This is a genomic window from Methanomassiliicoccales archaeon (assembly GCA_013415695.1).
Taxonomy (GTDB): domain Archaea; phylum Thermoplasmatota; class Thermoplasmata; order Methanomassiliicoccales; family JAAEEP01; genus JAAEEP01.
In genome coordinates, this window is sequence record JAAEEP010000007.1 from 79,964 (window position 1) to 102,087 (window position 22,124).

The following is a 22,124-nucleotide window of genomic DNA, read 5'->3' on the forward strand; positions in this document are numbered from 1 at the left end:
AAGAATGAATTGAGAATTGGAAGGTGTTTCATGCGGTAGGCATGCGTGATGCAGGACCCGGTCCAAGCTCTACCAGCTTGGTGAGCTTGTTCATGAGGCCTTCTTTCTTCTTGCCGCTCACCAGGGCGTATCTAAGGACCTCGTTGAGATTCTCTACCGGAATGACCTCGATCACGTCGCGATAGCGGTCTTCAAGCACAACATCCTTGAGGTTGTCCTTGGGAATGAGAACCTTCTTCAGTCCGGTCTCCGCCGCCGCTTCTATCTTTGCGGTAACTCCGCCCACGGGCAGCACCACTCCCCTCACGCTCAGCGAGCCGGTCATGGCCACTGTCTGATCCACTGGGACGTCCTCGAAAGCAGAGATAACGGCCGTCGCTACCGATATGGAAGCGGAATCTCCCTCCACTCCCTCGTAGGTGCCCACGAACTGGACATGAACATCGTGGTTGCTAATGTCCTCACCCGTGTATTTCTTGATCAGAGCGGATACGTTCTGGACCGCCTCCTTAGCGATGTCGCCGAGCTGGCCCGTAGCTATGATCCTGCCGCCGCTCTTTGTCTGAGCGGGCGTCACCTCAGCGACTATGGGCAGGACGATACCCGAATACTCAGACATGCTGCTGTCTGCGTTAAGCGCGGCCAATCCGTTCACGGAGCCCACTGCCTCACCATCGATGGAGAATGTGCGGTAGAGCTTGCGCATCTCGATGTAGCGGTCCGCGATCTGCTGCTCCAGGGACTTGGCTATCAACTTCGCCTTTAGCACATGCTCGGCATTCACCATGGAGCAATGCTCTTCCCTGGCTATGTCTCCTGCAACGCGAACCAGACCCCCGAGCTCCCTCAGTCTGAGGGTCAGCGTTCCCCTGCGACCAGCGCGGCGCTGAGCCTCCTTCAGGATCTCACTCACCGCGGTGCGGTCGAAGTGCGGGATCTTCTTGTCCTTTGCGACTTCCTGTGCGACGAATCGTATGAGCTTGGTCCTGTTCTCGTGGGTATCGGGCATGGTGGACTTCATGTACACCTCGTAGCCGTAACCGCGAATCCTTGAACGCAGGGCGGGGTGCATTCCCCTGATAGCGTCGAGGTTTCCAGCGCAAACCAGCACGAAATCGCAGGGAACGGCCTCGCTCTTCACCATGGCGCCCGATGATCGCTCACTCTGTCCAGTGATGGAGAACTTGTGCTCCTGAAGAGCGGTAAGCAGTGACTGCTGGCTCTCCATGCGAAGCATGTTGATCTCATCTATGAACAGCACGCCCTTGTTGGCCTTGTGAATGGCTCCGACCTCCAACCGCTCGTGGGCTGGTGTCTCCAGACCCCCGCTTTGGAATGGGTCGTGTTTCACATCTCCCAGCAGCGAACCGGCGTGAGCGCCGGTCGCATCAATAAATGGAGGAATATCACCGTCTTCGTGCGCTACTAGCAGCTTCGGGACCATGAAGTTCTCAGATCTATTGCCTGAGTATCTCATTGCGAAGAAGATGATGGCCGCAGCGACGATGCCCATGAGGATTATGGTAGGATCGTTCATCCCAGATTGGATGTATAGAACCACGGTGAGGGCCACGATCATGAACAATATTGCCGTCATCATGGAGGCTTTCTGCTGCTTTCGCTGCATGGCCTCTCTCTTCTGGGCATTTACGATCTCCCTGCCTTTTCCAGCAGGAACGACCCTAACCTTAGGCTCGTTGGGATCCTCCGAGTTGTGATAGGCAATTACATCCTGTAACTCCTCCCTGGGGAGGAACTCCGTCATTGAATTTGCGAGCATCGACTTCCCAGTGCCCGGGTCGCCGATGAGCATGACATGACGCTTCTGCTCTGCCGCTTTCTTGATCACCTCAACGGCAGAATCCTGACCGATAACCTGGTCAGCCAGCTTGTCGGGAATCTTGATATCCGCAGTGGTCTGAAAATCTTGAGTTGGAATCCAATCCTCGATATTTGCCAGAGATTCATCGATTCCCGAGTCTTCATTACTCATAGATCACCTTCACTGTTCATTACTAATTCGTCTCATAAAGCTACCACTAATTAAGCTTTCCCATATAGATATGTTTTTAGTCAAAGTAGCCAGATGAGAAAAAAGATCTGGTTCTGAAGGGCCGTTAATCCTACTTCGAATTCATGACTGCTAGTACTCTGCCAGCACTTAGGTTAATTAAACCGAACTTCTTTCTGGAAAGCGTGTCCGAAAATCGGTACTCGCCAATTGCCGTGACCGCGGTCCTGCTGGCGGTTTTGATGTGGGCTTCATCGTTCGCATTGATCAAGATGGGGTTGGATTATCTCCCCCCCATCGGTTTCGCTGCCATAAGATTCGGGATCGGGGCCGTCATCATGGTGGTCGTACTGTTCTTACGCCAATCACCTCGAGAGTCACTGAGGGAGTTCCGGAATGACTGGAAGGTCCTCACTTTCATCGGAATTATAGGACTGGCGCTCCCCAATGCCCTTCTTAATGTGGGTCTGCAGTTCACCACAGCCTCACTCTCCTCTATCATTCAGGCCGCGGGACCGGTGTTCACCCTCATCTTCGCGGTCCTACTCTTAGGTGAAGGGCTTGGCCCGGACAAGATCCTGGGCAGCATCGTAGCGATCATAGGGACCTTCCTACTCATCGCCCAGGACGGCATAGATTTTTCGAATTCCACCTTCGTGGGGAATCTCGTGGTCGTGCTCTCATCAATATGCTACTCCCTATCGGGAGTGGCGACGAAGGTGGCACTGAGAAAGCACAACCCAGTTGAGATTGTGGGTTGGATGTTGATAATCGGGTCCATTCTATTGCTACTTATGGCAACTCTTGAACCCGGAGCCTCGTACCAGTTCGATACTCAGATCGTGATCGTTATACTGTTCCTTGCCGTATTCCCTGGATGCCTTGCTTTCATCCTCTACAATTGGGTCCTGAAGACAAAAGAGGTATCTCAGCTGGCTTTCTTCATATACTTGATTCCAGTGTTCGCCATCATCATCTCCTACCTCATCATAGAGGAGATCCTTCCTCTCCAGACTTTCCTGCTTGGCGGGGTTGTGATCCTGGGGGTGGCGATCGCTCAATATCGATTGGTAAGCCGTTTACGAGGTGCCCCTCATGAGGCTTGACCAGCTGGACATACCTGATGGGGTCTCTGAAATACTCGCTCAACATGGTATCGAGGAACTCTATCCCCCACAGGAGAGATCAGCACCCCTCGCCCTTTCCGGAAAGAATCTGGTCGTCGCCGTTCCAACGGCCTCTGGAAAATCGCTGATCGCTTACCTAGCGGCCCTAAGACACGTTCTTGACCAAGGGGGTAAGGTTCTCTACATAGTCCCCCTGAAGGCCCTTGCTTCAGAGAAGGTCGATGACCTGGAGATGTTCAGACCACTAGGGGTGAGGACCGCCATATCCGTGGGTGAGTACGATACTCCTGACCCAAGGCTCGAGGACTTCGATATAATAGTCGCGACCTCCGAGAAGGCTGATTCGCTCCTCCGTCACAGGAGCGGATGGCTCTCCTCGATATCCTTGGTGGTGGCTGACGAGGTTCACCTCATCCATGATCCTGGAAGGGGGCCAACCCTGGAGGTCACCCTGGCCAAGTTCAGAAAGTTCAATCCTTCCCTGCAGATAATCGCACTCTCCGCCACCATTAAGAACGCGGCCGAGCTGGCGGAATGGCTCGAAGCCGAACTGGTGGCAGATGACTGGAGGCCAGTCCCTCTCAAGGAGGGGGTTTTCCTTGAGGGCACCATACACTTCACGGACAACACGTCCCGCGAGATAGAATGCATAGACGATCCAGTATGGAGCCTGGTCAGGGACGTAGTGCAAGAGGGAGGTCAGTGCCTGGTTTTCGTGAACACACGCCGTTCCACGGAGTCGCTAGCCTCTAAATACGCGGCTCGGATGAGGAAGCTCATCGGGGGTGGGATGGGAGAGGCCGAAGAGCTGGACGAAGAGACCACCATGGCCAGGAGATTGAAGTCCTGCGTCCGGAAGGGGATCGCATTCCACAACGCGGGCCTGACCAACGAGCAGAGGAGAGGAGTGGAAAGAGCGTTCAAAAAGGGGGATATCAAGTGCATCGTGGCCACCCCTACCCTTGCAGCGGGTATCAATTTGCCAGCAAGGAGGGTCTTGATAAGGGATGTATACCGCTACGAAGGAGGCTACGGCCATGTCTCGATCCCAGTCCTTGAGATCAAGCAGATGTGCGGGCGTGCCGGTAGGCCAAGGTACGATCCCTGGGGGGAGGCCATACTCCTGGCAAAGGATGAGGGGGAGAAGCAGTTCCTCATGGAGAATTACCTCCTGAACGATACTGAGGAGATCTACTCAAAGCTTGGAAGCGAGCCTGTCATGAGGAGCCACATACTTGCCACGGTGGCCACGGGCACCGCTAGCTCCAGGGAGTCCCTCCTGGATTTCATGGGGACCACCTTTTTCGCACACCAGACGGAGCTCTATCATCTGGAGAGTTCTATGGATAATGTTCTCGATTTTCTTCAGAGAGAGGAGATGATATTTGGGAAAATGGAACTGAGAGCCACCTTCTATGGCAAGCGGGTGTCTGACCTATACATCGATCCCCTGTCAGCGGTGCAGCTCAGGGACGCGCTCCGTAAAATGAGAGGAGAGAATCATTCTCTTGGCATTTTGCATGCGATCTGCTCTGCACCAGACATGCTCTCGATGTACCTGAGGCGTAACGATTACGAAAGGGTGGAGGAGGTCCTTCTCACCAGGGGGGAGGAGATGCTTCTGCCCATCCCCGACGATCTCACCGAGTACGAGTTCTACCTGTCAGATCTCAAAACCGCACTGCTGCTGGAGAACTGGATAGATGAGATGGACGAGGACGACATTCTCAAGCAATATGGCATCGGCCCTGGAGATCTCCGCAACAAGGTGGAAACGGCGGACTGGTTGTTGTACTCGATGAGGGAGATGGCCAACATCTTCAACAAGGACGCCTACCCTGAGATCACGGAGATGATCTCTAGGGTCAGGTACGGTGTGAAGAAGGAGCTCCTGGAGCTCACATCTCTGAGGGGTGTTGGAAGGGCACGCGCAAGGGCGCTATTCGACCGCGGCCTGAAGAGCGCGGCTGATCTCAAGAAAGCTGACGTCGGGGTGATCTCAAGGATACCGGGCATAGGAGATGCTCTGGCAATCAAGATCAAGGAACAGGTAGGCGGCGTGATCGATATCGTCGCGGACGAATCCGGAGGAGAAACCAAAGAGGAGGATTCTTCCCAGGGTGGGCAGCTCAGGCTCGATGATTTTTAGAACTCTGATATGGCTCTCGTGACAGAGAATCCGGACTTGCTCTTAAGGAAGGAGAAGTAGGAGTTTGCGTGGTCGGTGTCCCTCATCTTCACACACCGTATGCGGCGGTGGACCTCAGTGTCCCCCACCTGCGCCATGGACATGTGTATGATGCCGTCCGATAGGAAATCGGTGTCCATGGTACCGTAGCACGAATAAGGCCCGACCGGCATCTCGGAAATGATGAAGGTCGTGATCTTGAGTGAGCGCAACCATTCAAAGAATCGGAAGATGTCCTCCCTCGGGCTCTGGAACCTGGACATAATCTGCAGCGCCCCCAAGGAGTCGATGATCAGAAGTTCGTAGTTGAGACGTCGCTTGGTCTCCCCCACGGCGAAACGGAAGGTGTCGAACCAGTCAGGGCTCTCCGAGGAGAGTCGAATCTCCCCTAGGTCCAAGACTTCCAATCGACCCAGGGTCTCTCCAATGAATCCCATGCCCTCCATCTGACGAACCAGTGTGGCTCTGCTCTGCTCCAGAGAGATGTAGAGTCCGTTCACCCCTTCGTTCTTGGCGTTGTTGAACAGAATGGAGTACGCAAGTGACGATTTCATTGAGCCAGTGACGCCTGCGATGAAAACGATATGCCCTTGTGGAATGCCTCCACCGATGTTCTCATCGAAGCCGCTCACATAAGTCTTGTGTCTCTTCAGCGGTTCAGATTCCATCGGGACGCCCGGCTCTAGATTGTCAGGCTGAGATAAAATCGTTTGCACTCCCATATCACTTGCTGCTGGAATTGGTGAGGAACTTGGCCACAGCATCAACATCTGCGGGCATCTGGGCCACCTCCCCAAAGGACGAGATGATGACATCGGGGTCCTTGAGCAGGTTCCCAGTGCATATGCAGACGACCCTCTCGTCTCTGTCGATGAGCCCATCGCTCACCATCTTCTGCACTCCTGCCACAGATGCGGCGCTCGCGGGTTCCACCCCCACGCCCTCGGTCCTCCCGAGCATCCTCTGGGCAGACAGTATCTCCGCGTCCGAGACCTCCAGTGCGCAGCCGCCGCTCTCGTAGATGGCGGTGAGAGCTTTCTTTCCTGAGACTGGATTGCCGATCCTGATGGCGGTTGCCACGGTCTCAGGTTGCTCGACCGGATCGAAATCCCGTCTACCCTCGCGGAAAGCGTTGGTGATCGGTTTCGAACCGGATGCCTGCACCCCGGTCAGCATGGGAACATGATCTATCCAGCCGATCGCCTCCCATTCTCTGAGAGCCTTGTAGACTGCCCATATGTTCGCTGCGTTGCCTACTGGAAGGACTATGCGGTCCGGTAGCTGGAAACCAAGCTGATCGATGATCTCGAAGGCCACCGATTTCTGACCCTCCGGACGAAATGGATTGATTGAGTTCAGTAGGTAAAGATGACCTTTGGCACTCAGCTCCCTCACCACCCTCAGCGCATCGTCGAAGTTACCCTCGATGCTCACGATTCGGGCTCCATAGAACATCGCCTGGGCCAGCTTGCCAGCCGCCACCTTTCCTTCCGGGAGAAGGACCACGCAATCCAGTCCGGCCTTGGCCGCGTATGCGGACAGGGAGGCTGAGGTGTTTCCTGTTGAGGCGCATCCAACGCTTTTCGCCCCAAGCTCAACGGCCTTGCTCACCCCCACCGTCATTCCCCTGTCCTTGAAGGAGCCCGTGGGATTGGCGCCGTCATACTTCACCCTGAGGTCCTTGACTCCAATCTTGGATGCCAGGGATTCACACCTGTAAAGCGGGGTGCCTCCTTCCTGAAGTGAGATGGCGTTCTCCTCCTCTACTGGTAAGAAGGGAGCGTATCTCCAAACACCGAGGGGCTTGTTCCGGAGATCAAATGGCTGAAGCTCCTTCAGCTTCTCCAGATCCAGGTCAATTGTGAGCAGACCATCGCAGGCAGGGCAGGTGCTAAGCCACTCATCCTCGATCTTGCGTCCGCACTCCCAGCACCTCAATTCATAGTCCATCTCATCAATCTCCTCTGTAGGCTGCCCCTTAGACAGCATCCAGGACAGATCTGCGTTCGAACGCAACGATGATGCTCCGGCATAAATGTTTCGTCAGATCGAATTAGAAAAAAGATCCGGGCGATCTTGGGTTGCGATAATGGAATAAATATCCATCCCGATAACGGGTGCGAATGTCCGGCATAGAGGTAGCGGGTGCTAAGGGAAATATCCCTGATCCTGAAGAGCTGTACGGAAGGCTCAACAGTATCGGAGAGGGATCTGTCGTGGCCCTGAATCCCGAGCTGGTCTGCGGAATTGACCATCTCCTCGCCGCCGCTGTCCATGCCATGCGGGCGTTCGAACAAGGGACGAACTCCTCCTCATCACTAGGGTTGGAGACTATACTCTACGCCTCTGGCGAGAGGCAGATAGTAAAGGCACTGGACAAGATGGGCATCCCCCCTGGATCCCAGACAGTAGCACTGGTACTTTTCGATCTAGATCCGGATTCGATAATCGAAGACCTGGGCTTGAAAAGAGATGATTGTGTCCTTGAATGCACACGTATGAAATTGATAGCGTATGGCATCCCCGAAGAGGAACTGGACGCAATTCCATTGGATATGGCTATCGACCTTGTACTTGAAAGAGTGGCTTTCGTAGAGTTGATCAAGAGATGAGGTTCGTTTAAGCGTTGCGAATGGGATAATCACGTGAAAAGATTAATGTGGACCACACTGAATAGAATGCTCCCCCATCTGATTCAGGTATCGCGCGATTGGAGTGTAAATGAGTGACGGGTGGATACATCAAGCAGCTCGAGCTTACCAAACAGCTTGAGAAGCAGGCCAAGAAGGCCGCGGCGAACCGCGAGGCGGCGGAGAAGAAAATCGAGGAGTCAGAGGAACTCATAGCATCCGCCAAGAGGATGGGGGCGAACGCGGCCGGGGCAGAGAAGCTGCTCGTGGAAGCGAGTGAGGCATTTTCCAGGAAGGATTACAAGGGAGCACTGAGTCTCGCCATCAAATCAATTGAGGTATCTGGTGAGGCCAAAGCAAACGAGATCGAGAACATTATCAAAACCACGAGGGAACTGCTTAGCAACATGGGAGAGCTGGCTACCGATGCAAAGGAACCTACAGCCGCAATAGAGCAGGCTGTTGGGCTCCTTGAGAAGGGGGATCTTGACGATGCCTACGCAGAGGCTAACATCGCTTGGGATGTGGCCGAGAGATTCATAAACGCCAGGATGGCGGATGAATTCGAAAGAGCCCAGTCCCTGCTGCTCCTGGCCGAGAACGAGAACATCAATACCGACAGTGAAAGGGAGCAGCTCTCTCAGGCAAGAAGGTCACTTGAGAGCGGGGACTTCGTGGAATCAATTGACCTGCTCACCTCTTGCCTGGAATCGGTGAGCGATGGTCTCATCAATCTTTACCACAAGAGGAAGCTTGAACTCCAGAAAGGAATGGAAGAATCCAAGTCCGTTTCCATCGAGCTTTCCAGGGTCTCCGACCAGATCCAGAAAGCAGACGAGCGGATAGCTCAGGCTGACATGGAGGAGGGTCTTTCTGACTTGACAATCGCGGAGGGGGAGTTCCGCAAGTCATTCTCAAGGGCTTTGTTGAAGGAATTCGACTCTCTCGAGAGCAGGCTGGAACTGCTCTCACGTTATGAGGAGGAAGTTTCCGAGCTGGGGTCCCCCATAGCCAGGGGGAGAGGACTGACCAGGGATGGAGAGTACCTGAACGCTTTGGAGATATGCCGCGATGTAATCGACAAAGTGAACGAGAACGAGCTGAATGTGCTGGCCACGCAGATCTACAATCTCAAGCCCAAGCTTCAGATAGCCAAGAGAACCGGCAATGACACCAAGAAGGCGATCGGACTTATCGAGGAATCCAAGGTGACCATTCAAGGTGGGGACTTCCAGGGGGCTTTGGACCTTATCCATCAGGCGGACATTGTTCTAGAAAGGGAGCTCGAAGGATTCCGTGAAGTGGAGATGGAACTGGTGAAGACTGAGAATCTGATGATCCGGGCCGATCGGTACGGTTTGGACTGCTCCCGAGCGGAAGACTCTATGAGATCGGCAAGGACTCTGGCTCTAAAGGCGGAATTGGGTGAATCAGTAGAGCAGATGAAGGCAGCCCAGAAAGAGCTGGACAAAGAGATTCAGCAGTACCTTGGTAGCGAGATAATGAGAGCTGAGTTGATGCTCGCCTCCGCCATGAGGATGGGCTCTGATGTTACCAAGGAGAGTGCGATGATCGATGATATCATGGCACGGGTCCGCAGTGGTGACTACACCGATGTAGACGATCCCCTCGAGAAATGCAGAATGTACATCAGGGAATTCCTTGAGATAAACTCTGAGAAGACCATCGATCATGCGAGAAATCTTCTAGAGAAGTACGAAGGCATGGCTAATATCACCTCTTCCAGATTGATGCTGGAAGACGCCATGTCGGCCTTCGACGGAAAGGACTTCGACAAGGCATTCAAGATGGCCAACAAGGCCATTCAAGAACTGGAGAAACAGGAGAACGCGGTCTTGGAGAACCAACTAAATGAAGCTCGAAGACTGCTCGAGATCAACAAGGGGCTGGGAGCGGAGAGCGCCACCATAAATGAAAGGGTGGCAGAAGCGGAGGCTTTGAGACTTGACGGAAGGACCAAAGAGGGCATCCTGGCTGCCAGCGAGGTTCTTCAACTTGCTGGATCAGTTGTCAGGGAACATATCAGAAAGGGAATGAATTCCCTCTCAAGATCGATTTCTGCCGCCCGAAAGAAAGGCGTGGAGATCCTGAGGGTAGAGAAACTTGCCCAGCGCGTATCCAGTTCCCTGGAGAATGACCAAGTCGCGGATGCCTATGATATCCTCCAGGAGGCGGACGAGGAACTCAGAGGCCTGCTTAATAAGCACGAGGAAGTGAGCGAGTACCTCCAGGACATCGAAGGACTGATCGAGGAAGCAAAGGCAAACGGAGTCGATGTGAACAGCTCCGAGCAGTTCCTACAGCAGACCAGGGTGCTATTCGACGCAGGTGAGTACGATAAGGCTAGTGAGCTTGCCAGGAAGACCTTAGGCGAGGCGGAGTCCAAGACGGCCCTCCTGATGGCGCCAAGAAGGATACAGGAGGTCAAGAACCTGATCGCCACTGGAAAGAGGCTGGACCTGGATGTTTCCAAAGAGGAAGTGGAACTGAGTAAGGCCCAGTCCCTCCTGGACATGGGACAGCATATCCAGGCACTCGCGTCCACCAAGAATATCAGACGGGATATGAGGGATCGGATCGTGCAGGGATTGAAAGGTGAGATATCCAGGGCTCGTGAGATGATCACCAGGGCAAGAGAGCTGGGCGCGGATGTCTCCGCCATTGGTAACATAGTCGATAGGGCTGAGAAGCTGCTGGGCGAGGACAGGGTTAACGATGCCCTGAGGGCTGTGGACCTTGTCAAGAAAGAACTGGATCAGGGCCTCATCATCGAGAGGAAGGCCTCTGAAGGGATAGCCAGGGCTTCGGCTGTCATCTCGAACGTACGCAAGGCGGGAATGGAGCCTGCCGGTGCGGTGGAGATCCTGAGACAAGCAAAGGATCAGGCCCAGGCTGGAAGGGGCGGAATCGCCATGGAGCTCGCCAAGAAGTCGGCAGACCAGGCTGCTGAGACCGCCCGCACGAAGCTCATGGAGAGGTTCAAGAACCTGGAGATCACCCAGAGGGCCATGGAGGTTGAGGGCTCGGATCTGAATCAGGCCAATAGGATGAAGTCGGACTTCCGGAAGATGCTGGAGGAATGGAAGTTCACCCACGCATTGACGCTTCTCGATAATCTAGAGGAGGAGCTGGAGCGCCTAGACAAGCAGAAGAAACTGGCCACGGGCACTCTGGAGGAAACAAGGGCCAAGGTAACGAAGGCAAAGGACCGTGGCCTGATATCGCAGAAAGTGGAGGACCTGCTTGACAGCGCCATTTCTCGCTTGGAGGAGGGAGCTTACACGGCGGCTTTCTCCGATGCCATACGGTGCAGGGACGAGCTCAGGTCCTTGGAGGAACTGTACGATCGTAGGATGGGAGACCTCGGTAAGCTCAGGAAGAGAATGGAAGCTGCTTCGAATGAAGGCGTGGACATCTCTTCAGTATCTGGCTACTTCGACGAGGCTGAGCGTTCACTGAGACAGCTGGACTTCGAGGAAGCGAGTCTCAATCTGAGTCGGGGAGATACCGCATTGGGCAAGAAAATCGAAAATAAGATGGAGTCCCGACAGCAGGATATGCGCGCTCTATACCGCCTATACTGCGATCTTGGACTGAACGAAAGCGATCCCCTGGAGAAGGTCGTTCGCCAAACGGAGATGAAACGACTGAAGCCTGATGAATTCAAGACCCTGAATCAGAATCTCGACCAGCTCAGGGAGATCATCGAGAAAAGGATGGAGACGACGCTGGGAGAGATCTCTGGAAGGATCCAGGTGGCCAGCAAATCCGGGGCGGATGTTTCTACTAGTGAATACCTGCTCTCCCAGGGAAGGGAACTGCTGGGAACTGGCAATCTGAACGAGGCCTTCTTCATGATCAAGGAGGCAGAGGACAGTATAGGAGTGGCCATGGATGAACGGCGCGAGTTCATGGAGCTGAAGATGCGCTGCGAGAGCCTCATAGAAAATGCCCGACGCAACGGACTGGTGATGGAATGGGTGATAAGCCTGGTCGCTAAAGCGGATGGGGAGAGGAAGAGCGACTACAAGGCTGCGATCGAGACAATGAAAGAGGCTCTATCAAGGGCGGAGGAAGAGGCTGCATCATATCTACCAGAGCTGGCAATAGACATCAACTTCCTTGACCCGGCAGCGTCAGACCAGTGGATGAGGGCCAGAGTTGTGATCTCCAATGAGAGCAAGGCCATGGCAAGAGACGTTCGCATCGAGCTTTCCGGCGAGATAGAGGTGAGAGGTCTGGAAAGCATTAAGAAGCTTAGGAGCAACGAGAGCAGGGAGATTGAATTCGAAATAATGCCCCTTAGGAAGGGGGACATCGAGGTCAATTTCAGCCTTTCCTGTCGTCCGGTACTATCTGAGGACACCTTCGGTCTGGAGTCCTCATTCCAGCTGGAAGCCGAGTAACTACTCCAGAGAGCTGGGTAGCGTTTCTTCCACACTTTTGACAAGACGACCGTTAATGATCATGTCCCTTATCCATTCGATTTCCTTGCTCAAGGGACGGTCTTCTATCACCCTTTCAACACCACTCCTGATGAATGAAAGTGCCTCTCTGGAACCAAGGCCGGGCCTCATGCTGTGAAATTCCAGGGCTTGGGCAGCACACAGAAGCTCGATAGCGACCACCAACTCGGCGTTTCCCGTTATCCTCTCCAGCTTCTCGGCGGCGATGGACCCCATGCTGTTGAAATCCTCCTGATTGGCACTGGTAGGAATTGAATCCGCCGAGGCGCTGTTCGCCATAAGCTTGCTCTCGCTGGTGAGAGCGGCCGCGACATACTGGGTTATCATCAATCCCGAGTCCGCACCTTCATCGCGGGTTAGGAAGCGAGGCAGACCGCTCAACTTGCCGTCCAGCAACCGCGCGATCCTCCTCTCGGAAAAGGAAGCGATCTCGTGGACCGCTAGGCCCATTGCATCAAGGGGGAGGGCAAGTGGCTCGCCATGGAAGTTACCTCCTGAGAGAGCCTCCCCATCGAAGATCAGCGGATTGTCCGTGGCGCTGTTCATCTCGATCTCCAGTACCTCTTTCCCTCTTGCGAGGGAATCCATCACGGCACCTAGCACCTGGGGTCCGCACCTCAAGGTGTAGGCGTCCTGCACCTTGAGGCATTCCCTATGGGATGCGACGATCTCGCTCTCCTCAAGAAGCAAACGGAGATTCCGGGCTACCGCTAACGGTCCAGGGTGTGGCCTCACCTTGAATAGACGCTCGTCGAAGGCGTGGTCCGTTCCGGAAAGTGATTCCAGGGACATGGCAAGGGCGATCTGGGCCGCCTTCAGGAGCAGAAGGGCCCTATTCAAACAAATGCATCCTATGGCACACATGAACTGGGTCCCGTTGATGAGAGCCAAGCCCTCCTTTGCCTGCAACTCAATTGGATTCAGTCCTACAGTCTCAAGGGCTTGGCCACCGAGGAGCCTCTCACCCTCCGCCCAGGCTTCACCCTCGCCCATTATCACCAACGCGATGTGAGCCAGTGGAACCAGGTCCCCAGAAGACCCAACTGATCCCTTTCGAGGGACAAAGGGTATCACATCCCTGTTGATCATCTCCACTATGAGATCGACGAGTTCAAGCCTCACCCCTGAGTAACCCTTTGCCAGTGCGTTGGCTCTGAGAAGCATCATGGCCTTCGTGGTCTCCTTGGGTAGCGGTTCGCCAACACCAGCTGCGGTTGACCGAACCAGATTCCTCTGGAGTGTTGTGATCAGATCTCTCGGGATCACCACATTCTCGAACTCGCCCACACCCGTGTTCACGCCGTACGCGATCTCTCCGCTTTCCAGGATACTATCAAGGCTTTTCCTGCTTCTCGCGATTCTTGTTCTGGCCTCATCTGAGACAAGGACGGTCGCCTCTCCCCTAGAGACCATTATTAACATCTCTAGAGTGAGATTCTCCCCGTCGATCACCACAGTGTCCATGGTAACACGTAATGATTAGGGAGAAAGAGAAGAAAAAACAATCGGGGGCATTGGCCCCTTCGGGTTTCACTCGCTGGGCCGGGTGTTAACGGGCACGAACTTGTAGCCGTAGTGGATCACACCGCCGGGACCCTCGTCCCCCAGCTTGCGCAGTGTGGACCTAACCCTCATCCCGATGTCAACTTCCGTTGGTTCGCAGTCGATGACCTGGGCTGTGATCATGATGCCCTCGTCCAGCTTGATCATGGCCATGACGTAAGGCTTCAGTATCTCCAGCTGCGACGGTGCATCATGCACCACCGAGTACGAGAAGATCTCCCCTTCGCCCTTGAGGCGGACCTTCTCCATCTTCCCGATGGATTTTCGACGACAGTCGGGGCATACGGACCGTGGAGGGAAGAACATCTTGCCGCAACTCCCGCATCTCGAACCCATTAGGTTGTACCTGCTGGGGTTGTCCCTCCAGTATCTTGGTGCTGGCATCTAGACCACCCCCAATATGTGAACAACGACTGTCGACCCCGTTCCTCCCACGTTCTGGGCGAGGCCGATCTTCGCACCATCGACCTGACGCTTGTCCGCCTCTCCTCTGAGCTGGGCGACTATCTCCACCGCTTGGGCCACGCCTGTCGCGCCAATAGGATCTCCGCGCGCTTTAAGTCCACCTGAGGTGTTGATCGGAATCTTACCACCAAGCTCGGTCTGACCTTCCTCAGTCGCCTGGCCTCCCTTGCCCTTCTTAAAGAATCCAAGGTCCTCGATCGCCAGGATCTCAGAGATGGTGAAGTTGTCGTTGACCTCCGCCACATCGATATCACTTGCTTTGATACCCGCCATCTCGTAGGCATTCCTTGCGGCCACGGCTGTCGCTTCGAAACTGCAGATGTCCTTCCGATGGTGCAGGGCGAGAGTGTCACTTGCCTGAGCTGATGAGAGTATCTTGACTGGTTTATCGGTGTATTTCTCGGCGGTCTCCATGGCACACAGGACCACGGCAGCCGCACCGTCGGAGTTCGGAGCGCAGTCGAACATGCCTAGAGGCTCGGCCACGGGGGACGAGTGAAGGACCGTCCCGAGCTTGATCTCCCGCCTGAACTGGGCTTTGGGGTTCAACGAGCCGTGCTTGTGATTCTTTACCGCAACTTGGGCTATCTGCTCCCTGGTGGTACCGTACTCGAACATGTGCCGGCGGGCGATGATGGCGTGAAGCGAGGCAAAGGTGGCCCCCATGATGGACTCCCACTGCTGATCCGCAGCCGTAGCCTGGATGGCATTGGAAGCCACGTCCCCTACGTCGGTCATCTTCTCCGCACCGCCAACCACCACAATATCGTGAATGCCTGAAGCGACGGCCATGTATCCCTGCCTGAGAGCTAGCCCACCAGATGCTCCAGCCGCCTCGATCCGGGTGGCCGGGATGTGATCCCTGGCCATGCCAGAGTAGTCGGCTATCAGCGCACCTATGTGCTCTTGATCGATGAATCTCCCGGCGGACATGTTGCCCACATAGAGGGCATCGATCTCCTCCCCCGAGAGGTTAGCGTCGTAGACCGCAGCGAGACCGGCCTCGATACCGATGTCTCTAAATGATCTATCCCAGACCTCGCCAAACCTTGTTATGCCGATTCCAATAATCGCGACCTCTCTCATCAGATCACTCCCTTCATTAGGATCTTGCCGCGGAACTTGGCGTAAGTTGCGTAATCTATGAACTTCTTGTTCTCCACCAGTTCCCTCACGGTGGGAGCGGCGGTCTTGCGGATACGCTTTATCCCAGGGGTAACGGTTATATCGAAGCCATCGGCCCCCGCCCCAGAACCGTATGCCATCGCCATGATACGCTCATTGGGCTTGGCCACGTCGAGAATTGCCGACAGCCCCAGGGGGACGCATCCGGAATAGGTGTTCCCGATGAAGGGCGTTAGCAGACCAACCTCGATCTGGTCCTCTGTGAATCCCAGCTGCTTGGCCACCCTCAATGGGAACTTGCCGTTGGGCTGGTGGAATACCGCATAATCGTAATCTTCGGGTTTTGACTTCGCCATCTCCATCAAGGACTTGGCGTTGGCTATGATGTGCTTGAAGTAAGCGGGCTCTCCCGTGAAGCGCCCCTCGTGGGATGGATAGGGCTGGCCCTCCCTCCTCCAGAAGTCCGGGGTGTCGGTGGTGTACGAAGAGGTGTGATTGATCTTCGCAATGAGCTTCTGCGACCCTATCAGGAAGGCCGCTCCACCCGCTGAAGCTGAATACTCCAGCGGGTCGCCGGGAGCTCCCTGGGAGGTGTCCGCCCCAATGGCAACACCGTACTTCACCATTCCAGAGCCGACAAGGCCCATACATGTCTGTATGGCCGCTGTTCCGGCCTTACAGGCGAATTCGAAGTCAGCGACGGTCAGGTTGGGCGAGGCCTCGATCGCCTCCGCCACTATCGTCCCGCTGGGCTTGACAGCGTAAGGGTGCGACTCCGATCCCACATAGATCGCTCCGATCTCCTGTGGATCGATGTTGACCCTTTTCATCATGTTCCGGGCGGCCTCCACCGAAATGGTGATGACATCCTCATCCGGAGATGGGACCGACTTGCTGAAAATGAGCAACCCCCGGCTCAGAGCCTCCCCATCGGTACCCCATACCTTTCCAATTTCTTGGGGGGCGATCCGGTACCTTGGGATATATGCTCCGTAACTTACAATTCCTACATCCATTAAGATCCTCCTCCTAGTCAATGCTCTCGAGTTTCTCAACGAGTGTCTTGACTGGCATATCGATTCTTATCAATGGAATTCCCTCAAGGGTGGCAAGACGGATAGCTAGATCATCCACGTGTTCCGGTTTGTGATAGGCGACCAGGGCCGGTTTGAGTGGATGGGCCCTTATCGCTATCATCGGTGATCGTCCGAACTTGACTCCAGTGAAGATCAAAGCCCTCTCGCTGCTCCACCCATAGATCTTGAGGTAATCAAGAGATGAGAGTGATGTGATGGCCTTCATCGAGTCTATCACAGTGAATCCGTGGATATCACGGTTGAGCGAGACGGTGTGGGTGAGATTATCACCATTCACCAATCTCATGAACTTCTCGGCCGACATGCTGGTCTTGAATTCCTTGATGCTGATGATGCAATCGCTCTTCTCCCCCAGGTTGTATTTCTTGATCGTTGGCGAACCGTGCTCTTCATCTATTGTGATAAGTCCATTCACGATGCGCCTGACGATCACGATGCCGGGGGACTTCCTCCTTCCAGACTCGTAATCGCTGATGACCGAGGGGGAAACCCTGAGCTTCCTCGCCAGCTCCTGCTGGGAGATCGCGAACTCCTCCCTCCATTTCCTTATGGTCTTTCCAGCGTCGTCCGAGAGAGTGATTTCTCCTGCGATCTTTTCCCTCAGCTCTTCACGCATGTTGGATGGTAGATTCTAAGTATATTTAAATTTGTCGAATTCCGAATACGACATAATTCGAATTCATGTGAAAAACGACATTGTCCAGGCATTAACCGCAAATCAACGATTCACATCCGTTTTTCGATCGAGAGATGCGATGATCTCCGTTAGATCAGGGCTGACGGCGGGTTGGTCCGCCACCCACTTGTATGTGATGCATCCATCCTTCTGTATCACGAATATCGCCCTGTTCGAAAATCTCTTGAGAAGTCCGTTCTCGTTCTCTATGAAGACCCCGAAGAGCTTTGACGCCTTACCGTTGGCATCGCTGAGCATGCGGAATGGGACCTTCATCTTGCCCCCCCATCCTCTATGGGAGCGTATCGAATCGGTGTTTATCCAGACAACCCTGTAGCCGCGCGAATCGAACTCTTTCTTGGCCTCCTTGAACTCCCTCATCTCGATTGAGCATACCACTCCAAAATCCGCTGGGTAGAATACCAGAACTATGGGGCCCGACTTAAGCTCCTCGCCCAGGTTGAACCATTGCTCATTGGCATCCATGACCCTGAAATCCGGAGCTTCCTCTCCGGTGCATAGGTGGGAGTCGGGCCTTTGGCGCATGATACCTCAAAAGGAGCAAGAGGTAGATAACTTCAATCCCCCGACATGATTACGGGTGACCTTTTACCAGGTCACGGACGGCCTCCATGACCTCCTCGTAATTGGGTTCGTAAGCGGGATCATGAGCGACCCAGCGAAATCTTATCTCCATTTCCTTATCGACCAGGAAGACAGCTCGATTTGCCAGTTTGAAGTACAGCTCGTCCTCCATAAGCACCCCGTACTCCTTAGCAACCTTGCCTTCCTCATCGCTGAGCAATTTGAAGGGGATCTTCAGCTTTCCCTTCCATACTCCATGCAGGGGGGGATCGTCGACGCTAATGCCTACGAATTGCACTCCCAGGTCATCGAACTCGTCCTTGTACTTCACGAACGTCTTCATCACGATGTTGCACATGATGCCGAAGTCCGAAACATAGAAGTGCACGACCACCGGACCATTCTTGACTTCTTGGCTCAATCTGAAATCGCAAGTTGGCGAACCAGGAAGGCAGAAATCTGGAGCTTTCATTCCAACCTTGAGGTGAGAATCTGGCTGGATGGTCATTGGACTTGGAATACATTGCCACCTAATGAAATGCACCATTGCCGATCAGCGGAAAATGCATACGGTCAATCCCTGATCCTTGGTTCGTCCCAGTAAGAGCAAGTGCCTGTCTCGCATCGGAATGACTGTTTGGAGAGACCGCTCCTGATCGCGATCAATGAGCATCCAACGATAATGATGGCTGAGATTACAACGATAATAATCGCGGTCTGGTCCGAGGCCATCATGCTCTGGGAGGGATCGAACCCAAGAAGATCCCAAAGGAAATCCAAGAGGCTCTCTCCGGTGGTGATGTGGGCACCCATCGAACCCGTGATACCGATTAGTACGATGCCGATGAGGGACAGACCGGCGTAGAGTCCAGCCATAGCGGGACAGGTCCACAATCCCCTGCCGAAGCGGAGGCGGATGAAGACCGCTCCTGCCCATATTGTCGTTGCTGCCGCGGTCATCACGATCTTGTTCATTGCCTCAGGAGATCCTAATAGCATATCGGTTGACCAGGCAATGGATCCGGTGATCGCGGAGAGCAGCAGTGCAACCACTCCGAGTAAAGCTGCGACGATTCCCGCAGCTTCCAGGTAACCTCTTGTCTTCCTGGCGAAGTTCAGAAGGAACTTGGGTCGTTCCAACCAGCATACTATCTGGAGAAGGAATGTGCCCCCGATCCCGATGAAGGCAAGGACCAGGAAACCAGTGTGAAGTTCTGCGGTCATAGTGTGCAACGAGCTCATACTGACCAATCAACCACCACCTCTGAGTCTGTCCCTGGCGTAGAGGACCAATAGGGTCAGTAAAGACACAAGAGCGAGTGAGGCCATGATCCCCGCGGTCATGTTAAGACCAAGATTGCCAAGCACATCATCGTCGCCCAAATTGTTCACAGTTACATTGACTGTAGCAGAATGGGCAGCATCCATGCTGTCGTGGGCGATCACCTCGATGATGTGATTTCCATTTGCGTACTCCTTGGTGTCCAGAATCCATGAGTATGGATTCTCGTATTTCGTCGTAACTAATTCCCAGTCAACGATTAGGTTGACTGACTCTATAGTCACATCGGACCAGGAGGGAACGGTCACGATAGCGGTGATGATGATGGAGTCCCCCACGCTCGAGCCATGAACAGGCTCCAGGATTTGAACGACGACCTGTTCCGATACAGGTTCACCCACCTGGAACAGAATCGGCCCAGCGGCCTTTGAGTATAAGGTATCGCCAGCATGCACCACCTTTGAATAAATCGGATAGGTGTCATTTTCCATGGGCGCCTCTAATACCCAAAGGAAAGAAGCCTCACCATCATACTCTGGATCCTTGTAATAGTTGTACTGGGTCTCGCCACTTGGATCCGTGAGAATTGTCCATCCATTTTCGGTGGGAAGACTTCCCTCCTCTGCGGTGTTGGAGGAGATAAGCGCTCCTAGCTCGTCACCTGAGATCTCCCCGGTAACGTTCACCCAAACCCTGACAGGCTGGTTGGGTGAAATGATGCCGCCAGTGGGATTTGATTCCATGGTAACGGTGACCGTACTCTCCACCTCGTGGCAGCTGGTTGCACCGTACTCCTGATTACCTGAGTAGGAACCATAGGAGGAGGCGAGTGGTGAGAGTGCGACCATCAATGCAATGGTCAAGATAGCCAGACCAGTGAAGAGATATTTGCCCATCGTACAAAGCCCCTAGATCAGGAAGGGAAATGTGTATCTTCGGGCCTTAATGTTTTGCTGAGCATATCGCTGGAAATCCATTTGCGATGATGTTCGAGATTACAGGGTTAACGGGGTAAATAATAATCATGACCGATTCCTAGTATCATCATGGGTTGTATCAAATGGATTGGGCGGTCATCCTTCTCTCCTCAGCAATCATATTCACGGCGGCATTGGTGCACGCTATCGCCGGATTCGGCTTCGCCCAGGTATCCATGGGGCTACTGCCCTTGATAAGAAGTGCCAGCTCAGCCTCTATAGTCTTCACCTTTCTGGCCATTGTCACCAACACTAGGGTGTGGTGGAGCGTCCGGGAGCATTTCAGATGGAAAGAGTGGATAGTGCCCATAGTTGGGCTTGCCGCGGGACTGCCCATAGGCGTCTTGTTCTTCAAGGAGATGAACGAGGATGCGATAAGAATGGCCATCGCCTTGGTGCTGCTCATCGGCGTGGTGCTATTGGCCACGGTGCGGCTCTCTGATAGAGCCAAGAGGAGAATCGAGGAGTCGGATTATAGGCCGGGCAAAATCACGGGTGTGATCGTGGGTTTTATCGCAGGAATACTTGGTGGGTCGGTGGCCATTCCCGGTCCGCCCATGATCCTCTATGGGGCCTTCATGGTCTACGCTGGAATATGGAAGAACGAGGAGATGAAGGCAATATTCACCGCCTTCTTCGGAAGCTTGATGGCATACAGGGCTACCATTTTGATAGTCAGCGGTGACGTGACTCTTACCTATCTTGCGGAGGCGTTAGTGCTAGTGGTCCCGCTACTTATAGGTGCGTGGGTGGGAATCAGGATATTCGATAGGGTCCCGGCTGACAAGTTCCGCTGGTTGGTCCTGGCCATGCTGACTATCAACGCTATAATCCTGGTGATGACCTCCCTACCTGAATGATTGAGAGAAGACCAAATGGATGGTTGACCAACATGTATATAAATGGAGGCGTGATTTTGGGGGCAATCGATCAGGGGGCTGTGGGGTAACTTGGTTATCCTTGTGGCTTCGGGAGTCATAGATTCCGGTTCAAATCCGGGCAGCCCCACTAGTTCACTATCCCGATCATTATTTTTCGGCAATATCACAAGGTCAAGGGTTTGAGGTCTAGAATGAAAGTCCTCATTCCTCTTTCCTCTTTCAATATCAAGATCCAGGCTCTAATTCTCTTGAAGGTCAAGGAATATGAAGATGAAACAATCCAGAAGTTGGAATGACAGATATAAAAAAAAGAGAATAAGGTGTTTAGTGGGATACTACAATGCCACCGCCAAGATCATCATACCCAGATACCCATACAAGGAAATCTGGTCCGGGAAGGTCTATTTGCATTTGGACAGTGTAGTAATGATCGCCTGAGGGATTAACCCAGTCTTCAAGTGTCATTGTGAATGCGTACTCACCAATTTTCTCTTGGTCAACGGAGACCCGGGCAATCCCATAGAGCCAGTAGAGCCCTGTGTTGGGCACTTTGACCTGACCGTCATCTATTGTCAGGATCGCCTTCAGAGTGCCATCTGAGTAGTTCTTGTCCATGAATGAACCCTGGCCTCTCCATTCCTCCTTCTTGAGGTCGTACATTCCTACGACGCCGAAGTAACATTCATGTCCTATCAAATCGAGAGTTGTGCCTGGCTTATTCTCGGAGATGAACCATCCCCCTGCCGTTACCTTGACTCCTTCATCAGGAGTATGCGTGGTCGCTGCTGCAGCTGGTGCGGCAATCGCCACGGCAAATGCCATGGCGATCATGACCGTCGCTACAAAAGCAACGAGCAGCGTTCTCACTAATCTGGCCATTTTACTCCTCCATTAAAAGGTCCCCCAAATTGGGACCTAAGAACACATTTTGAGTAAACTATATTTAAATGTATTCACGATAGTTAACTAGATAAGAGTCCGTTGATCGTCGAACCAATCTGCTAGACAGGGCTTCTAGAGACTTGGGGAT

The 22,124-nt window shown here is 53.8% G+C and carries 18 protein-coding genes and 1 tRNA gene; 6 read left to right on the top strand and 13 right to left on the bottom strand.

Going from position 1 to position 22,124, the window contains the following annotated elements; genetic code table 11:
- Window positions 1-28: 28 nt before the first annotated feature.
- Window positions 29-1,960 carry an ATP-dependent protease LonB gene (lonB, locus tag GKC03_05045; protein NYT11905.1) on the bottom strand — a complete coding sequence of 644 codons (1,932 nt, stop codon included), beginning with the start codon at window positions 1,958-1,960 and terminating at the stop codon, window positions 29-31.
- Window positions 1,961-2,196: 236 nt separating this feature from the next.
- Here lonB and GKC03_05050 point away from each other — a divergent pair, with 236 nt between their 5' ends.
- Both GKC03_05050 and GKC03_05055 read left to right on the top strand, forming a co-directional pair.
- The gene (locus tag GKC03_05050; GenBank protein NYT11906.1) at window positions 2,197-3,117 is read left to right on the top strand and encodes a DMT family transporter; all 921 of its coding nucleotides are present in this window, start codon (window positions 2,197-2,199) and stop codon (window positions 3,115-3,117) included.
- Window positions 3,107-5,287, top strand: a complete 2,181-nt coding sequence (locus GKC03_05055; GenBank protein NYT11907.1) for a DEAD/DEAH box helicase — start codon at window positions 3,107-3,109, stop codon at window positions 5,285-5,287. The genes GKC03_05050 and GKC03_05055 overlap by 11 nt, the downstream gene beginning before the upstream one ends.
- Here the strand turns inward: GKC03_05055 and GKC03_05060 are convergent.
- A complete protein-coding gene (locus GKC03_05060) occupies window positions 5,284-5,994 on the bottom strand; it encodes an AAA family ATPase (GenBank protein NYT11908.1) in 711 nt (236 codons plus the stop codon). The genes GKC03_05055 and GKC03_05060 overlap by 4 nt on opposite strands.
- 55 nt (window positions 5,995-6,049) lie before the next feature.
- On the bottom strand, window positions 6,050-7,276 hold the full coding sequence (locus tag GKC03_05065; protein NYT11909.1) for a threonine synthase: 1,227 nt from the start codon (window positions 7,274-7,276) through the stop codon (window positions 6,050-6,052).
- 173 nt (window positions 7,277-7,449) lie between these two features.
- Between GKC03_05065 and GKC03_05070 the strand changes: the two genes are divergently transcribed.
- Window positions 7,450-7,938 carry a hypothetical protein gene (locus tag GKC03_05070; protein NYT11910.1) on the top strand — a complete coding sequence of 163 codons (489 nt, stop codon included), beginning with the start codon at window positions 7,450-7,452 and terminating at the stop codon, window positions 7,936-7,938.
- 113 nt (window positions 7,939-8,051) lie between these two features.
- Window positions 8,052-12,383 (top strand): hypothetical protein, encoded by a 4,332-nt coding sequence (locus tag GKC03_05075; GenBank protein ID NYT11911.1) that lies wholly within the window; start codon window positions 8,052-8,054, stop codon window positions 12,381-12,383.
- Here GKC03_05075 and hutH read toward each other — a convergent pair whose 3' ends face one another.
- The 9 genes from hutH to GKC03_05120 form a co-directional block, all read right to left on the bottom strand.
- Window positions 12,384-13,907 (bottom strand): histidine ammonia-lyase, encoded by a 1,524-nt coding sequence (gene hutH / locus GKC03_05080; GenBank protein NYT11912.1) that lies wholly within the window; start codon window positions 13,905-13,907, stop codon window positions 12,384-12,386.
- A gap of 66 nt (window positions 13,908-13,973) precedes the next feature.
- Entirely contained in the window at window positions 13,974-14,390 is a 417-nt protein-coding gene (locus GKC03_05085) for a Zn-ribbon domain-containing OB-fold protein (GenBank protein NYT11913.1), read from the bottom strand.
- The gene (locus GKC03_05090) at window positions 14,391-15,557 is read right to left on the bottom strand and encodes a thiolase domain-containing protein (protein NYT11914.1); all 1,167 of its coding nucleotides are present in this window, start codon (window positions 15,555-15,557) and stop codon (window positions 14,391-14,393) included.
- Window positions 15,557-16,612, bottom strand: a complete 1,056-nt coding sequence (locus GKC03_05095) for a hydroxymethylglutaryl-CoA synthase (protein ID NYT11915.1) — start codon at window positions 16,610-16,612, stop codon at window positions 15,557-15,559. The genes GKC03_05090 and GKC03_05095 overlap by 1 nt, the downstream gene beginning before the upstream one ends.
- 13 nt (window positions 16,613-16,625) lie before the next feature.
- Complete coding sequence (locus GKC03_05100; protein NYT11916.1) at window positions 16,626-17,309, bottom strand: helix-turn-helix domain-containing protein; 684 nt, start codon at window positions 17,307-17,309, stop codon at window positions 16,626-16,628.
- Between the two features lie 102 nt (window positions 17,310-17,411).
- Entirely contained in the window at window positions 17,412-17,915 is a 504-nt protein-coding gene (locus GKC03_05105) for a redoxin domain-containing protein (protein ID NYT11917.1), read from the bottom strand.
- 49 nt (window positions 17,916-17,964) lie between these two features.
- On the bottom strand, window positions 17,965-18,462 hold the full coding sequence (locus GKC03_05110; protein NYT11918.1) for a redoxin domain-containing protein: 498 nt from the start codon (window positions 18,460-18,462) through the stop codon (window positions 17,965-17,967).
- A 65-nt stretch (window positions 18,463-18,527) separates the two neighbouring features.
- Window positions 18,528-19,196, bottom strand: a complete 669-nt coding sequence (locus GKC03_05115) for a hypothetical protein (GenBank protein NYT11919.1) — start codon at window positions 19,194-19,196, stop codon at window positions 18,528-18,530.
- A 9-nt stretch (window positions 19,197-19,205) separates the two neighbouring features.
- Window positions 19,206-20,132 (bottom strand): hypothetical protein, encoded by a 927-nt coding sequence (locus tag GKC03_05120; GenBank protein NYT11920.1) that lies wholly within the window; start codon window positions 20,130-20,132, stop codon window positions 19,206-19,208.
- A gap of 164 nt (window positions 20,133-20,296) precedes the next feature.
- On the opposite strand from GKC03_05120, the gene GKC03_05125 reads away from it, so the two are divergent.
- Together GKC03_05125 and GKC03_05130 are read left to right on the top strand one after the other, a co-directional pair.
- The gene (locus GKC03_05125; protein ID NYT11921.1) at window positions 20,297-21,073 is read left to right on the top strand and encodes a sulfite exporter TauE/SafE family protein; all 777 of its coding nucleotides are present in this window, start codon (window positions 20,297-20,299) and stop codon (window positions 21,071-21,073) included.
- A gap of 74 nt (window positions 21,074-21,147) precedes the next feature.
- Window positions 21,148-21,221, top strand: a tRNA-Pro gene (locus GKC03_05130).
- A gap of 197 nt (window positions 21,222-21,418) precedes the next feature.
- Here the strand turns inward: GKC03_05130 and GKC03_05135 are convergent.
- Window positions 21,419-21,973, bottom strand: coding sequence for a hypothetical protein (locus tag GKC03_05135; protein NYT11922.1), 555 nt, complete (start codon window positions 21,971-21,973; stop codon window positions 21,419-21,421).
- Between the last annotated feature and the right edge of the window lie 151 nt (window positions 21,974-22,124).

Coding starts and splice junctions, on each gene's coding strand:
- GKC03_05095 (NYT11915.1), bottom strand. CDS start 16,612: ATGGATGTAGGAATTGTAAGTTACGGAGCATATATCCCAAGGTACCGG.
- GKC03_05100 (NYT11916.1), bottom strand. CDS start 17,309: ATGCGTGAAGAGCTGAGGGAAAAGATCGCAGGAGAAATCACTCTCTCG.
- GKC03_05085 (NYT11913.1), bottom strand. CDS start 14,390: ATGCCAGCACCAAGATACTGGAGGGACAACCCCAGCAGGTACAACCTA.
- GKC03_05090 (NYT11914.1), bottom strand. CDS start 15,557: ATGAGAGAGGTCGCGATTATTGGAATCGGCATAACAAGGTTTGGCGAG.
- GKC03_05115 (NYT11919.1), bottom strand. CDS start 19,196: ATGAGCTCGTTGCACACTATGACCGCAGAACTTCACACTGGTTTCCTG.
- GKC03_05070 (NYT11910.1), top strand. CDS start 7,450: ATGTCCGGCATAGAGGTAGCGGGTGCTAAGGGAAATATCCCTGATCCT.
- GKC03_05125 (NYT11921.1), top strand. CDS start 20,297: ATGGATTGGGCGGTCATCCTTCTCTCCTCAGCAATCATATTCACGGCG.
- GKC03_05065 (NYT11909.1), bottom strand. CDS start 7,276: ATGGACTATGAATTGAGGTGCTGGGAGTGCGGACGCAAGATCGAGGAT.
- hutH (NYT11912.1), bottom strand. CDS start 13,907: ATGGACACTGTGGTGATCGACGGGGAGAATCTCACTCTAGAGATGTTA.
- GKC03_05105 (NYT11917.1), bottom strand. CDS start 17,915: ATGCGCCAAAGGCCCGACTCCCACCTATGCACCGGAGAGGAAGCTCCG.
- GKC03_05135 (NYT11922.1), bottom strand. CDS start 21,973: ATGGCCAGATTAGTGAGAACGCTGCTCGTTGCTTTTGTAGCGACGGTC.
- GKC03_05110 (NYT11918.1), bottom strand. CDS start 18,462: ATGACCATCCAGCCAGATTCTCACCTCAAGGTTGGAATGAAAGCTCCA.
- GKC03_05120 (NYT11920.1), bottom strand. CDS start 20,132: ATGGGCAAATATCTCTTCACTGGTCTGGCTATCTTGACCATTGCATTG.
- GKC03_05055 (NYT11907.1), top strand. CDS start 3,107: ATGAGGCTTGACCAGCTGGACATACCTGATGGGGTCTCTGAAATACTC.
- GKC03_05060 (NYT11908.1), bottom strand. CDS start 5,994: ATGGAATCTGAACCGCTGAAGAGACACAAGACTTATGTGAGCGGCTTC.